This window comes from Pseudomonas sp. GW821-FHT09D08 (genome assembly GCF_059416305.1).
Genome location: NZ_JBWKOX010000001.1, coordinates 86,482 through 100,669, shown reverse-complemented (window position 1 = coordinate 100,669; position 14,188 = coordinate 86,482). Strand labels below are relative to the sequence as shown.

The window sequence follows — 14,188 nt, the reverse complement described above, 5'->3', positions numbered from 1 at the left end:
CGCGCCTCCAGGCTGGAGTGTACAGATGCAGCGTTTTTACAATGTGATCGCCTGCGTGTTGCAGGTGATGTTCGTGTCGGCAGGAGCCCACGCAATGGCGAGCAGTCTTGTTTTACCCACCAGCGCCCAACTGGCCGGGCATTGGCAGTTGCACCAGCAGGATCAGGTGTGTGCACTGGACCTGCTCGAGCAGGCCAATGCCCTGGGCGGCGATGTGGCCTGTGTGGCGCAGTGGCTGGGGGACAAGCCCCTGACCTGGTCGCCCACACCCGACGGTATCTGGCTGTTCAATGCCGAAGGCAGCGGGATCACCCATCTGAATCGTCAGAAGGACGGTGAGTACCAGGCTCGGACGAAGTCCGGCACCGTGGTTGAATTAAAACGAGTGCCTTAGTTGTTGTTATAAGCCTATAACTCGATTTCATTAGTTGAGCGACCTCTATCGCGGAGGGCGGCAAACTTATGCGCGTAATTTGATTCAAGGAAGATCAGAACCTATGGCCAGGCCCCATGCGGTGGCGCCTTTATTCAAGGCGCTGGGTGAATACAAGAGCATCTTGATCAGCGTCGGTTGTTTTACCGCTTTGATTAACCTGTTGATGCTGGTGCCGTCGATCTACATGCTGCAAGTGTATGACCGTGTGCTCTCCTCGCAGAATGAAACCACCCTGGTGATGTTGACCCTGATGGTGGTGGGCTTCTTTGCCTTTATTGGCCTGCTCGAGGTCATCCGCAGTTTTATCGTGATCCGCATCGGCAGCCAGTTGGAGCGGCGTTTCAACTTGCGCGTATACAAGGCCGCGTTCGAACGCAACCTGCAACGCGGCCAGGGGCATGCCGGGCAATCCTTGGGGGATTTGACCCATATCCGCCAATTCATCACCGGCCCGGCGCTGTTCGCGTTCTTCGATGCGCCGTGGTTTCCCATCTACCTGTTTGTGATTTTCCTCTTCAATGTGTGGCTCGGGGTGTTGGCCACCGCCGGCGCAGTGCTGTTGATCGGCCTTGCGTGCCTCAACGAATACCTGACCAAGAAACCCTTGGGCGAGGCCAGTGGCTTCTCCCAGCAGTCGACGCAGCTGGCCACCAGCCATTTGCACAACGCCGAAACCATCCAGGCCATGGGCATGCTCGGGGCGTTGCGCCACCGCTGGTTTGCTGTGCATTCGCAGTTCCTGGGTTTGCAGAACAGAGCCAGTGATACCGGGTCGGTGATCACCTCGTTGAGCAAATCCCTGCGCCTGTGCCTGCAATCCCTGGTGCTGGGCCTGGGCGCGCTGTTGGTGATCAAGGGCGACATGACCGCCGGGATGATGATCGCGGGCTCGATCCTGATGGGCCGTGTACTCAGCCCCATCGACCAGTTGATTGCGGTCTGGAAGCAATGGAGTTCGGCCAAGCTGGCCTATCAGCGGCTGGACGAACTGCTGCGCGAGTTTCCGCCGGAAGTGGAGCAGATGAAATTGCCCGCACCCAAGGGCCATGTCAGCTTCGAACAGGTCAGCGCGGGGCCGCCCGGGCGGCGCATGCCCACCCTGCATCAGGTCAGCTTCAGCCTTGGCGCCGGCGAAGTGCTCGGCGTGCTTGGCGCCTCCGGCTCCGGCAAATCCACCCTGGCCCGCGTGCTGGTGGGCGTGTGGCCGACCCTGGCCGGCACCGTGCGCCTGGACGGTGCGGATATTCACCGCTGGGACCGCGACGACCTCGGCCCGCACATCGGCTACCTGCCCCAGGACATCGAACTGTTCAGCGGCAGCATCGCCGACAACATCGCACGTTTTCGCGAGGCCGACCCCGAGCGGGTAGTGAAGGCTGCGCAGCAAGCCGGCGTGCATGACTTGATCCTGCGCCTGCCCCACGGTTATGACACGGTCCTCGGCGATAACGGCGGTGGTCTGTCCGGCGGCCAGAAACAACGCGTAGCCCTGGCACGTGCGCTGTACGGTGGGCCGCGCTTGATCGTCCTGGATGAGCCCAATTCCAACCTCGACACCGTCGGCGAAGCCGCGCTGGCCAGCGCCATTGTGCAGATGAAGGCCCAGGGCAGCAGTGTGGTGCTGGTGACCCATCGTTCTTCGGCCTTGGCCCAGGCCGATAAATTGCTGGTGCTCAACGAAGGGCGTTTGCAGGCATTCGGGCCAAGCCAGGACGTGCTGCGGGCGTTGTCGGGCCAGCATGAGGCACCGAAGGATAAACCCGGTGTGAGTTTCAGCCGTCAGTATCAAGCCGGAAGGAATCCAGGCGCATGAGCAGTATCACTGTTGAATCACGTTTCAAAGAGCGCGACGCCCGGTTCTTTGCGCGCATGGGCTGGCTGCTGACCCTGGTCGGTGCCGGTGGCTTTTTCCTCTGGGCCAGCCTGGCGCCCCTGGACCAGGGCATCCCGGTGCAGGGCACGGTGGTGGTGTCGGGCAAACGCAAGGCGGTGCAAACCTTCAGCCCCGGCGTGGTCAGTCGGATCCTGGTCAAGGAGGGTGAACTGGTGAAGCAAGGCCAGCCGCTGTTCCGTCTCGACCAGACCCAGCACCAGGCCGACGTGCAGTCCCTGCAAGCCCAGTACCGCATGGCCTGGGCCAGCGTCGCGCGGTGGCAGAGCGAGCGCGACAATCAATCCGCTATCACCTTTCCCGCCGAGCTGAGCAGCAACCCCGACCCGGCACTGGCGTTGGTCCTGGAAGGCCAGCGCCAATTGTTCAGCAGCCGTCGCGAAGCCTTTGCCCGTGAACAGGCGGGCATCCGCGCGAATATCGACGGCGCCACCGCGCAGCTCAACGGCATGCGCCGCGCCCGCAGCGACCTGACCGCCCAGGCCCAGTCCCTGCGCGACCAACTGAGCAACCTGCAACCCCTGGCCGACAACGGCTATATCCCGCGCAACCGGCTGATGGAGTACCAACGCCAGCTGTCCCAGGTGCAACAGGACCTGGCGCAGAACACCGGAGAGAGCGGCAGGGTGGAGCAGGGCATCCTTGAATCGCGCCTGAAATTGCAGCAGCACAGCGAGGAATACCAGAAGGATGTGCGCAGCCAGTTGGCCGACGCGCAATTGCGCAGCCTGACCCTGGAGCAGCAACTCACCTCGGCCGGCTTCGATCTGCAACACAGCGAGATCAACGCACCGGCCGACGGCATTGCGGTCAACCTCAGCGTGCACACCGAAGGCGCCGTGGTGCGTGCCGGTGAAACCCTGTTGGAAATCGTACCCCAGGGCACGCGCCTGGAAGTGGAAGGGCATTTGCCGGTGCACCTGGTGGACAAGGTCGGCACGCACCTGCCGGTGGATATCCTGTTCACCGCCTTCAACCAGAGCCGCACCCCGCGTGTGCCGGGGGAGGTCAGCCTGATTTCCGCCGACCAGATGCTCGACGAAAAAACCGGCGCGCCGTATTACGTGCTGCGCACCACCGTCAGCGAGGCGGCGCTGGAGACCCTCCACGGCCTGGTGATCAAGCCGGGCATGCCCGCCGAGATGTTCGTGCGCACCGGCGAGCGCTCGTTGCTCAATTACCTGTTCAAGCCGCTGCTCGACCGCGCCGGCTCCGCGTTGACCGAGGAATGAGCATGAAAGCTGTGTTCATCGCCTTGCTGTTCACCTGCGTCCATGCCCAGGCCGCCATGGGCCCGTTCGATGTGTACGAGCAGGCCTTGCGTAACGATCCGGTGTTTCTCGGTGCGGTCAAGGAGCGCGACGCCGGCCTGGAAAACCGCACCATCGGCCGCGCCGGCTTGCTGCCCAAGCTGTCGTACAACTACAACAAGGGCCGCAACAACTCCCAGGCCACCTTGCCCGACGGGCGCGGCGGCAATTACCACGACGACCGCAACTACAACAGCTACGGCTCGACCTTCAGCCTGCAACAGCCGCTGTTCGACTATGAGGCCTACGCCAACTACCGCAAGGGCGTGGCCCAGGCGCTGTTCGCCGATGAAAGCTTTCGCGACAAGAGCCAGGCGCTGCTGGTGCGGGTGCTGAGCTATTACACCCAGGCGCTGTTTGCCCAGGACCAGATCGACATCGCACGGGCCAAGAAGAAAGCCTTCGAGCAGCAGTTCCAGCAGAACCGGCACCTGTTCCAGCAGGGCGAGGGCACCCGCACCGATATCCTCGAAGCCGAGTCGCGCTATGAGCTGGCCACCGCCGAAGAGATCCAGGCGCTGGACGAACAGGATGCCTCGCTTAGAGAACTGGGCGCGCTGATCGGTGTGCAAAGCGTCAACATCGACGACCTCGCCCCGTTGAACGAAGGCTTCGCCGCGTTCACCTTGACCCCAGCGAACTACGACACCTGGCATGAACTGGCGATCAGCAACAACCCCACGCTGGCGTCCCAGCGCCATGCCCTGGAAGTCGCCCGTTATGAAGTGGAGCGTAACCGCGCCGGGCACCTGCCCAAGGTCACTGCGTATGCCAGTTCGCGCCAGCAGGAGTCCGACAGCGGCAACACCTACAACCAGCGCTACGACACCAACACCATCGGCGTCGAAGTGAGCCTGCCGTTGTATGCCGGTGGCGGCATCTCTGCGTCCACCCGCCAGGCCAGCCGCGCCATGGAACAGGCCGAGTATGAGCTGGAAGGCAAGACCCGCGAGACCCTGATCGAACTGCGTCGGCAGTTCAGTGCCTGTCTGTCCGGCGTGAGCAAACTGCGCGCCTATCAAAAAGCCCTGGCCTCCGCAGAAGCGCTGGTGGTGTCGACCAAGCAGAGCATCCTCGGTGGCGAGCGGGTCAACCTCGATGCGCTGAATGCCGAACAACAGCTCTACAGCACGCGGCGCGACCTGGCCCAGGCGCGTTACGACTACCTGATGGCCTGGACCAAATTGCACTACTACGCCGGCAACCTGCGCGACACCGACCTGGCCAAGGTGGATGAGGCGTTCGGGCCGGCACCGCATTAATTGACTTTCTCGACAATTCCAACAACAGAGAGGCAAGACCATGGGCGTGTTTGACTATAAAAACCTCGGGGCCGAGGGCTCCAAAGCGTTGTTCTCCGATGCCATGGCGATCACGCTGTATACCTACCACAACCTGGATAACGGCTTTGCCGTGGGCTACCAGCACAACGGCCTGGGGCTCGGTTTGCCCGCCACGCTGGTGGGCGCACTGCTGGGCAGCACGGATTCCCAGGGCGTGATTCCCGGCATTCCCTGGAACCCGGATTCGGAAAAAGCCGCCCTGGACGCCGTACAGGCTGCAGGCTGGACCCCCATCAGCGCCAGCACCCTGGGCTATACCGGCAAGGTCGACGCCCGCGGTACGTTCTTCGGCGAAAAGGCTGGCTACACCACGGCCCAGGTCGAGGTGCTGGGCAAGTACGACGACGCCGGCAAGTTGCTGGAAATCGGTATCGGTTTTCGCGGTACGTCGGGCCCTCGGGAAACGCTGGTCAGCGACTCCATTGGCGATCTGGTCAGCGATCTGCTCGCGGCCTTGGGGCCCAAGGATTACGCCAAGAACTACGCCGGCGAAGCCTTTGGCGGCCTGCTCAAGAACGTCGCCGACTACGCCAGTGCCCACGGCCTCAGCGGCCACGACGTGGTGGTCAGCGGCCACAGCCTGGGCGGCCTGGCGGTCAACAGCATGGCCGACTTGAGCAGCAGCAAATGGGCAGGTTTCTACCAGGACGCCAACTACCTGGCCTACGCCTCGCCGACCCAGAGCGCTGGCGACAAGGTGCTTAATATCGGCTACGAAAACGACCCGGTATTCCGGGCGCTGGACGGCTCATCCTTCAATTGGTCATCGTTGGGCGTGCATGACAAACCCCATGAATCGACCACCGACAATATCGTCAGCTTCAACGACCACTACGCTTCGACGCTGTGGAATGTGCTGCCTTTTTCCATCACCAACCTGCCGACCTGGATCTCCCATTTGCCTACGGGGTATGGCGATGGGATGACGCGCATCCTCGAGTCCGGGTTCTATGAGCAGATGAGCCGCGACTCGACGATTATCGTCGCCAACCTGTCCGACCCGGCACGCGCCACCACCTGGGTGCAGGACCTCAACCGCAATGCCGAACCGCACAAGGGCGATACCTACATCATTGGCAGCGACGGCAATGACCTGATCCAGGGCGGCAAGGGCGCGGACTTCATCGAGGGTGGCAAGGGCAATGACACGATCCGCGACAGCAGCGGGCATAACACCTTTTTGTTCAGCGGGCCGTTTGGCCAGGACCGGATTATCGGCTATCAAGCAACGGACAAGCTGGTGTTCAGGGACGTTGAGGGGAGTGCGGATTACCGTGATCACGCCAAGGTCGTGGGCGGGGATACGGTGATCAGTTTTGGCGCGGACTCGGTGACGTTGGTGGGGGTGGTTGGCTTGTCGGGGGAGGGGATTGTGATCGGTTAAAACGGTGGGAGGGGGCCAAGCCCTCTCCCACATTTGATCAGTGCGGGCCGCTGGAAATCAGTCCTCCTTGCGCACCGTCGCCACATCGTCGGCTTTGACACGGATGTGTTTGCCGGCAATGTCGGTGAACTCGTAGAAACCATCGGCCGTCTTGGTTTTTGGAGAGTCTTTGGTCAAATACTGCGTGCCATTTTGCAGCGTCACTACGGTTTGCGTCGCGCAACCGGCCAATACCAGAAAAGTGAGTGCAACCAGTGGCAGCCCCAAATTCTTCATGTTCATAACCCTTACCGTTAACCCTGAAAAGTCCCGCGCCAAGGCTGCGGGCCATAAATTTTACGCCATCGACTCCCCCATCTGATCACTTTTATACAAAAAGTTGCGTGCGCCATTTATCTATTACCGATTGCAACACAGTATGGGGAACGGCACTCTGTATGCATAACCAGTATTTGACCTGCGCCCGCCATGCCCAATCCCCTCGACGATCCGCTCTATTACCTGCATAATTTCCGCCAGGTCCTGCATTGGCTGGGGCAACGCTATGCCGATCTGCTCGACCCTGACGAACAGCATTTCATTCAGCAATTCGACAGGTTGCCGCAAGCGTCCCAGGCGCTGTTGGTGCGCATGGTGATGCGCAAGGGCGTGCATTTTCGCGCGGGCAAGCTGCACTACGCGGAGATTGGTTGCCCCCATGCCGCTGCCGCGCCTTTGCGGGAATTGGGATGGGTGGACGACAACCATCTTCTGGCATTTGAAGCATTATTCGCCTTGCTGCAAAAAGGCGAGATCCTCAGCACCTTTGCACCCTGGATCGACCAGCCCAAGGGCAGGAAGGCCGACTGGCTGCACGGGTTGGCGGCGCAGTTCACCGACACGCGCCGTTTCGCCGACTGGTGCCCGGACCTGGCCGACACGCTGTACAGCCTCACCGTGATGGAGTTATGCGACCGCCTGCGGCTGATGTTCTTCGGCAACCTGCACCAGGATTGGTCCGAGTTCGTCCTCGCCGACCTGGGCATCTACACCTATGAAAAAGTGGAGTTCTGCGCCGAATCGCGGGGGTTGCGCAGCCGCGCCGACGTGCACGGTTTTCTGTTCCTGCACCAATGCCAGCAGGCGTTTGAACGCGGTGAGGCGCTGGCGCAGGTGCTGGCTGAAGTGGCCACGCTGAACACCGACAACCCCTGGCTGGAAAAGCGCCGGGCCAAGCTGTTGTTCCAGCTCGGCCAGTATTGCGAGCGCAGTGCCGAGTTGGACCTGGCGCAGCAGATCTACCGCACCTGCGCCTACCCCGGCGCCCGCGCGCGGCTGATTCGCGTGCTGGAGCGCCAGGAGGATTACGTCCAGGCCATGGCCCTGGCAAGCGTCGCGCAACAGGCACCGGAAAGTGCCGCCGAACAGCAGCACCTGTTGCGCGTGATGCCCCGCCTGCGCCGCAAGCTGGGCGAACCCCGGCTGCCGACGCTCAAATCCCGTGAAGTCACGCGCCTGGACCTGGAACTTGCGCTGCCGGAGCCGTTGATGTCGGTGGAGTCCTGTGTCCAGGCCCACCTGAGCGCACCTGATGCACCGGTGCACTACGTCGAGAACGGCCTGATCAATTCGCTGTTCGGCCTGCTGTGCTGGGAGGCGATCTTCGCGCCGCTGCCGGGGGCGTTCTTCCACCCGTTCCAGCGCGGGCCGGCGGACCTGCACAGCGAAGACTTCCACGCGCGCCGCGTCCCCCTGTTTGACGCGTGTTTTGCGCAACTGCAGGACGGGCGCTACACGACCACCATCCGCCAACGCTACCTCGATAAGTGGGGGATCCAGTCGCCCTTTGTGTTCTGGAACCTGCTCAGTGAAGACCTGCTGGAACAAGCCTTGGCCTGCCTGCCGGCCGAACACCTGCGCTACTGGTTCGAACGCTTGCTGCTGGATATCCGCGCCAACCGTGCCGGCATGCCGGACCTGATCCAGTTCTGGCCGGCGCAGAAGACCTATCGCATGATCGAGGTCAAGGGCCCTGGCGACCGCTTGCAAGACAACCAGTTGCGTTGGCTGGAGTTCTGCGGCGAATACCAGATGCCCGTTACCGTCTGCTACGTACGCTGGGCGGAGCAACCCGCTTGAGCTACAGCGTAGCCGTGCGGGCGCTGTGCGAGTTCACCGCCAAGGTGGGCGACCTGGACCTGCGCTTTACCCCGTCGCCCAGCGCCCAGGAAGGTATAGCGGGCCATCGCACCGTTGCTTCGCGACGCAGCGCGCACTACCAGAACGAAGTGGCCCTCGAAGGCGACTACCAGCAGCTCAAGGTGCGGGGTAGGGCAGACGGCTATGACCCGGACGCCAATCGCCTGGAGGAGGTGAAGACCTATCGCGGCGACCTGGCTGCCCAACCCGCCAACCACCGGCAACTGCATTGGGCCCAGGCCAAGGTGTACGGCTGGTTGATGTGCCAGAAGCTTGGCCTCACGGATATCGACGTGGCGCTGGTGTATTTCGATATCGTCGGCGAAGGCGAAACCCTGCTCAATCAACGTTTCCAGGCGGACGAGCTGCAAGCGTTCTTCAATCAGCAATGTGCGCTGTTTCTCGGCTGGGCCCGCCAGGAAATGCAGCACCGCGAAGCGCGCAACGCTGCGGCGCAGACCTTGCGTTTCCCCCATGCCGATTTTCGCCCCGGCCAACGCACTCTGGCCGAGTCGGTGTACAAGGCTGTCAGCACCGGCCGTTGCCTGATGGCCCAGGCGCCAACGGGCATCGGCAAGACCATCGGCACGATCTTCCCGCTGCTCAAGGCCCTGGCGCCCCAGCAACTGGACAAGGTGTTTTTCCTCACCGCCAAGACCCCCGGTCGCAAACTCGCCCTCGATGCCGCCACGGTGCTGCATGCCAGCAGCGACCTGCCCCTGCGCGTTCTCGAACTGGTGGCGCGGGACAAGGCCTGCGAACACCTGGACAAAGCCTGCCACGGCGACTCCTGCTCGTTGGCCAAAGGCTTCTACGACCGCCTGCCCGCCGCACGCATCGCCGCGTCCAAGGTGCGCCTGCTCGACCAGCGCAACCTGCGCGATGTCGCCCTCGCTCACGGGGTATGCCCTTATTACCTGAGCCAGGAAATGGCACGCTGGGCCGACCTGGTGGTTGCCGACTACAACTACTATTTCGACTTCGGCGCCATGTTGTTCGGCCTGGCCCAACTCAACCAATGGCGCGCTGCCGTGCTGGTGGACGAAGCCCACAACCTGGTCGAGCGCGCCCGTTCGATGTACAGCGCGAGCCTCGACCAGTACAGCCTGAAGATCCTGCGCGACACCGCGCCCGAGCCGCTGAAGAAACCCCTGCAGCGCCTCAACCGCGAATGGAACGCCCTGCACAAGGACCAGCTCGCGCCGTACCAGGCCTACAGCTTGCGCCCGGACAAACTGCTCCAGGCCCTGAACCTGTGCACCAGCGCCCTGGGCGATTACTTCAACGACCACCCCGAAGCCCTCAGCGGTGACCTACAAGCCTTCTACTTCGAAGCGCTGCAATTTACCAAAGTCGCCGAGCTGTTCAACGAGCACTTCATCTTCGACATCAGCAAGCGCCAGCTCGGCGGCAAACGCAGCAGCTCGACCCTGTGCCTGCGCAACGTGGTACCCGCCGAATTCATCCGGCCGCGCTTGACGGCGGCCCGCAGCAGCGTGTTGTTTTCCGCCACCTTGAGCCCTCGCCACTATTACGCCGACCTGCTGGGGTTGCCAGCGGACACCGCCTGGGTCGACGTGGAATCGCCGTTCAAGGCCGAACAACTGCACGTGCGCATCGTCGGCGACATCTCCACCCGCTTCGTGCATCGCCAAGCCTCGCTGGCGCCGATTGTCGAGCTGATCGCCCGTCAGTTTGCCCGGCAACCGGGCAACTACCTGGCGTTTTTCTCAAGCTTTGATTACCTGCAACAGGTGGCACAACTGCTCGCCGAAACACACCCGCAGATCCCGCTGTGGCAACAGTCGCGGGGCATGGCCGAGGCCGAACGCCAGGGCTTTCTCGATCAATTCACCGAGCACAGCCAAGGCGTCGGCTTTGCCGTGCTGGGCGGCGCGTTCGGTGAAGGCATCGACTTGCCGGGCACACGCCTGATCGGCGCATTTATCGCCACCCTGGGATTGCCGCAACTCAACCCGGTCAACGAGCAGATAAAACTGCGCATGGCGGCGATTTTTGGCGCAGGGTACGACTACACCTACCTGTACCCCGGCATCCAAAAGGTCGTGCAGGCGGCGGGGAGGGTGATCCGCAGCCAGCACGACCGGGGCGTGGTGATGTTGATGGATGATCGGTTCGGGGAGGCGCGGGTCCGCCAGCTGTTGCCGGGATGGTGGACGGTTTATTGAGCTATTCCTGCCATCAATAATGCTGGTTCTTGCACGACGGATCCCCCAGGCTAGGCAAAACCTCCAGGAAAGGCCCCGCCCATGAGCCAACTGCCCGCGCAAAAGATCCCTGTAAACGGTATTGAGCTATGGGTGCATGTCGCGGGGCCGGAACAGGGCCGCCCCATCTGGCTGCTCCATGGATTTCCCGAGTGCTGGCACTCCTGGCGTGAACAGATTCCGGCGTTGGCCGCCGCAGGCTATCGGGTGTTTGCCCCACAAATGCGCGGTTACGGGCCAACGAGTTCGCCCGCCGAGATCGCCGACTATGACCTGTTGACCCTGTGTGGCGATATTCAGCAGGCCATGGATCACTTCGGTCATGATCAGGTCACCATGGTCGGCCATGACTGGGGCGCCGTGGTGGCCTGGCACCTGGCGTTGCTCGAGCCGGAGCGCGTCACTCGGTTGGTCACGATGTCCGTGCCTTTTGCCGGGCGTGCTCGGCGGCCGGTGATCGACATCATGCGCGAGCTGTATGCTGACCGCTTCAATTACATCCTGTATTTCCAGGAACCGGGTGTAGCTGAGCAGGAACTGGATGCCGATATCGAACGCACCTTGCGCCTGTTCATGCAGGACCAGGATGTGTTTCTACAGCAGAAACCGGCCACCGCCACGTTGCTTGAGGGCACTTCAACGCCCGGTGCATTGCCGCGCTGGTGTACACCGGCAGACCTCGACGTGTACGTGCAAACCTTCGCTGGACAGGGCTTTCGCGGCCCGTTGAACTGGTACCGTAATTTCGAGCGCAACTGGCAGCGCACCGAGTTCCTCGCCGGCCGCCAGGTGTTGCAACCGACCTTGTTCCTGATTGGCGACCGCGATCCGGTGGGCGTATTCGAGGCCCATACGCTCAAACGCATGCCCGAATACGTGCCGCAGTTGGAGCTGCACGTGTTGGCCAACTGCGGGCACTGGATCCAGAACGAGCAGGGCGCGCGGGTTAACACGTTGCTGCTCGATTTCCTGGGCCGGCACTGAACCGTCAGACCACTTCCAGGTAGGAACTGTGGATCGCACGCGCCAACTCGCGCACGGTGTCGATGAACTCCGTGAGACGGCTATGCAGGCCGTCTTCGAGAATCTCATCAATCCCGGTATACCTCAGCCGCGCCTCGAACTCCGCCGCCAGGCGCTGTGCGGTGCGCCCGTAACTGCCGGGCAGGTCCGCGAGGATATGACTCAACTCTTCGATACAGGCATGCAACGAACGCGGCACGTCACTGCGTAATAACAGCAACTCCGACACCGACCGCGCATTCAGCGCATTCGGATACAGCTCCGTATACGCCTCGAACGACGACAACGCGCGGAGCAGGGCGCTCCACTGGTAATACCCGCGTGCCGACAGGTCGCTGACTTCTTCCGACTCTTCGCCGAACATCTCGTAGCGCGCGTCCAGCAGGCGCAGGGTATTGTCCGCGCGTTCGACAAAGGTGCCCAGGCGAATGAACCGATAGGCGTCGTTGCGCATGATGGTGCCCGAGGTGGCGCCGCGGAACAGGTGCGAACGCTGCTTGACCCAGTCACAGAAGTGGCTGATGCCATGGCGTGCCAGGCCGCCGGCGGCGATGCTGCGCATTTCCAGCCAGGTGGCGTTGAGGTTTTCCCACATGTCGGCAGTGATGCGTCCGCGCACCGCATGGGCATTGCCCCGCGCGGCGCGCAGGCAGTTGTAGATGCTGGCCGGGTTTTCTTCGTCGAGGGCGAAGAAGTGCAGCATGCGCTCGGCATCCAGGGTTTGGTGGCGCTCCAGGTAACTGTCCAGGGTGCCGCTGCTGAGCAACGACATCGCCAGTTCGTCCAGGCCATCGCTACGCCCGGCCTGGGGCATCAGCGACAGGGAATAACTGACTTCGAGCATACGCGCCAGGTTCTCGGCGCGCTCCAGGTAGCGGGACATCCAATACAGATCTGCGGCGGTTCTACTCAACATACTCAGCCCTCCACCACCCAGGTGTCCTTGGTTCCGCCGCCCTGCGACGAGTTGACGATCAACGAGCCTTCCTTCAGCGCCACGCGGGTGAGGCCTCCCGGCACCAGGCGGGTTTCCTTGCCCGAGAGCACAAAGGGCCGCAGGTCGATATGCCGGGGTGCGATGCCGTTTTCGACAAAGGTCGGGCAGGTGGACAGGCTCAGGGTCGGTTGGGCGATATACGCATGGGGGCGGGCCTTGATGCGTTGGCGGAAGTCTTCGATCTCGGCGGCGCTGGAAGCGGGGCCTACCAGCATGCCGTAGCCGCCGGAGCCCTGGGTTTCCTTGACCACCAGGTCGGCCAGGTTGGCCAGTACGTGGGACAGTTCATCCGGCTTGCGGCACTGGAAGGTCGGCACGTTTTGCAGGATCGGCTCTTCATCCAGGTAAAACTTGATCATCGCCGGCACATAGGGATAGATCGATTTGTCGTCCGCCACGCCGGTGCCGATGGCATTGGCCAGCACCACATTACCGGCGCAATAGGCCGCGACCAGCCCTGGCACGCCGAGCATGGATTCAGGGTTGAACGCCTGCGGGTCGAGGAACGCGTCGTCGATACGCCGGTAGATCACGTCCACCGCCTTGGGCCCGTCGGTGGTGCGCATGAACACCTTGAGGTCGTGCACGAACAGGTCGGCGCCTTCCACCAGCTCCACGCCCATTTCCCGCGCCAGGAACGCATGTTCGAAGAACGCGCTGTTGAAGCGCCCGGGTGTCAGCACCACCACATTCGGGTTGTCCAGGCGGCTGGCGCTTTTCAGGGTCTTGAGCAGCAGGTTGGGGTAGTGGTCCACCGGCGCGATACGCTGCTTGGCGAACACCTCGGGGAACAGGCGCATCATCATCTTGCGGTCTTCGAGCATGTAGCTCACGCCGCTGGGGGTGCGTAGGTTGTCTTCGAGCACGTAGTAGGTGCCGTCGCCATCACGTACCAGGTCCACCCCCGAGATGTGGGAATAAATATCGCGGTGCAGATCCAGGCCGACCATGGCCTTCTGGTAACCCTCGTTGCCCAGCACCTGGTCGGCCGGAATGATCCCGGCCTTGATGATGCGCTGGTCGTGGTAGATGTCGGCAAGGAACATGTTCAGTGCATTGACGCGCTGGATACAGCCGCGTTCGATCACGCTCCATTCGCTGGCGGGGATGCTGCGGGGGATGATGTCGAAGGGGATCAGGCGCTCGGTGTCCTGCTCGTCGCCATAAAGGGTGAAGGTGATTCCCGCGCGATGGAAGAGCAGATCGGCTTCGCGACGGCGCTGGGCCAGCAGTTCCGGCGGCGTGTTGGCCAGCCAGCGGGAGAAGTCCTGATAGTGCGCACGGCAAACGCCGTTTGCGTCATTCATTTCATCGAAGAAAGATCGAGCCATTCCAGTACCTTGTCAGTGCCGAGGGTAGCCTTGGGTGGCACTGCCGCTTTAAAAAACGCATTTTTTT

General features: G+C 62.3%; 11 protein-coding genes. 8 read left to right on the top strand and 3 right to left on the bottom strand.

Annotation, left to right across the window (positions count from 1 at the left end):
• Positions 1–25: 25 nt before the first annotated feature.
• The 5 genes from AC07OP_RS00340 to AC07OP_RS00320 all read left to right on the top strand — a co-directional run bounded on the left by AC07OP_RS00340 (position 26) and on the right by AC07OP_RS00320 (position 6,364).
• Positions 26–394 (top strand): AprI/Inh family metalloprotease inhibitor, encoded by a 369-nt coding sequence (locus AC07OP_RS00340; RefSeq protein ID WP_027605779.1) that lies wholly within the window; start codon positions 26–28, stop codon positions 392–394.
• 103 nt (positions 395–497) lie between these two features.
• Positions 498–2,249: a type I secretion system permease/ATPase gene (locus tag AC07OP_RS00335; RefSeq protein WP_495101452.1), complete on the top strand. Its 1,752-nt coding sequence runs from the start codon at positions 498–500 to the stop codon at positions 2,247–2,249.
• On the top strand, positions 2,246–3,559 hold the full coding sequence (locus AC07OP_RS00330) for an HlyD family type I secretion periplasmic adaptor subunit (RefSeq protein ID WP_495101451.1): 1,314 nt from the start codon (positions 2,246–2,248) through the stop codon (positions 3,557–3,559). Before AC07OP_RS00335 ends, AC07OP_RS00330 begins: the two co-directional genes overlap by 4 nt.
• Before the next feature lie 2 nt (positions 3,560–3,561).
• Entirely contained in the window at positions 3,562–4,899 is a 1,338-nt protein-coding gene (locus tag AC07OP_RS00325) for a TolC family outer membrane protein (RefSeq protein WP_495101450.1), read from the top strand.
• A gap of 40 nt (positions 4,900–4,939) precedes the next feature.
• Entirely contained in the window at positions 4,940–6,364 is a 1,425-nt protein-coding gene (locus tag AC07OP_RS00320; RefSeq protein WP_495101449.1) for a polyurethane esterase, read from the top strand.
• A 57-nt stretch (positions 6,365–6,421) separates the two neighbouring features.
• Here the strand turns inward: AC07OP_RS00320 and AC07OP_RS00315 are convergent, their stop codons facing one another.
• Positions 6,422–6,646, bottom strand: a complete 225-nt coding sequence (locus AC07OP_RS00315; RefSeq protein WP_065941443.1) for a YgdI/YgdR family lipoprotein — start codon at positions 6,644–6,646, stop codon at positions 6,422–6,424.
• 186 nt (positions 6,647–6,832) lie between these two features.
• Here AC07OP_RS00315 and AC07OP_RS00310 point away from each other — a divergent pair, with 186 nt between their 5' ends.
• The 3 genes from AC07OP_RS00310 to AC07OP_RS00300 all read left to right on the top strand — a co-directional run bounded on the left by AC07OP_RS00310 (position 6,833) and on the right by AC07OP_RS00300 (position 11,754).
• On the top strand, positions 6,833–8,482 hold the full coding sequence (locus AC07OP_RS00310) for a VRR-NUC domain-containing protein (RefSeq protein ID WP_495101448.1): 1,650 nt from the start codon (positions 6,833–6,835) through the stop codon (positions 8,480–8,482).
• Entirely contained in the window at positions 8,479–10,731 is a 2,253-nt protein-coding gene (locus tag AC07OP_RS00305; protein WP_495101447.1) for an ATP-dependent DNA helicase, read from the top strand. The genes AC07OP_RS00310 and AC07OP_RS00305 overlap by 4 nt, the downstream gene beginning before the upstream one ends.
• Before the next feature lie 81 nt (positions 10,732–10,812).
• Positions 10,813–11,754, top strand: a complete 942-nt coding sequence (locus AC07OP_RS00300) for an alpha/beta fold hydrolase (protein WP_495101446.1) — start codon at positions 10,813–10,815, stop codon at positions 11,752–11,754.
• 4 nt (positions 11,755–11,758) lie between these two features.
• On the opposite strand, the gene AC07OP_RS00295 is transcribed toward AC07OP_RS00300, so the two are convergent.
• On the bottom strand, positions 11,759–12,709 hold the full coding sequence (locus AC07OP_RS00295; protein ID WP_065941447.1) for an alpha-E domain-containing protein: 951 nt from the start codon (positions 12,707–12,709) through the stop codon (positions 11,759–11,761).
• A gap of 2 nt (positions 12,710–12,711) precedes the next feature.
• The gene (locus tag AC07OP_RS00290; protein ID WP_065941448.1) at positions 12,712–14,121 is read right to left on the bottom strand and encodes a circularly permuted type 2 ATP-grasp protein; all 1,410 of its coding nucleotides are present in this window, start codon (positions 14,119–14,121) and stop codon (positions 12,712–12,714) included.
• Between the last annotated feature and the right edge of the window lie 67 nt (positions 14,122–14,188).

What these genes read in the sequence shown, in the direction of transcription:
- AC07OP_RS00300 (WP_495101446.1), top strand. Translation starts at nt 10,813, where the DNA reads ATGAGCCAACTGCCCGCGCAAAAGATCCCTGTAAACGGTATTGAGCTA.
- AC07OP_RS00295 (WP_065941447.1), bottom strand. Translation starts at nt 12,709, where the DNA reads ATGTTGAGTAGAACCGCCGCAGATCTGTATTGGATGTCCCGCTACCTG.
- AC07OP_RS00315 (WP_065941443.1), bottom strand. Translation starts at nt 6,646, where the DNA reads ATGAACATGAAGAATTTGGGGCTGCCACTGGTTGCACTCACTTTTCTG.
- AC07OP_RS00340 (WP_027605779.1), top strand. Translation starts at nt 26, where the DNA reads ATGCAGCGTTTTTACAATGTGATCGCCTGCGTGTTGCAGGTGATGTTC.
- AC07OP_RS00330 (WP_495101451.1), top strand. Translation starts at nt 2,246, where the DNA reads ATGAGCAGTATCACTGTTGAATCACGTTTCAAAGAGCGCGACGCCCGG.
- AC07OP_RS00320 (WP_495101449.1), top strand. Translation starts at nt 4,940, where the DNA reads ATGGGCGTGTTTGACTATAAAAACCTCGGGGCCGAGGGCTCCAAAGCG.
- AC07OP_RS00325 (WP_495101450.1), top strand. Translation starts at nt 3,562, where the DNA reads ATGAAAGCTGTGTTCATCGCCTTGCTGTTCACCTGCGTCCATGCCCAG.
- AC07OP_RS00310 (WP_495101448.1), top strand. Translation starts at nt 6,833, where the DNA reads ATGCCCAATCCCCTCGACGATCCGCTCTATTACCTGCATAATTTCCGC.
- AC07OP_RS00335 (WP_495101452.1), top strand. Translation starts at nt 498, where the DNA reads ATGGCCAGGCCCCATGCGGTGGCGCCTTTATTCAAGGCGCTGGGTGAA.
- AC07OP_RS00290 (WP_065941448.1), bottom strand. Translation starts at nt 14,121, where the DNA reads ATGGCTCGATCTTTCTTCGATGAAATGAATGACGCAAACGGCGTTTGC.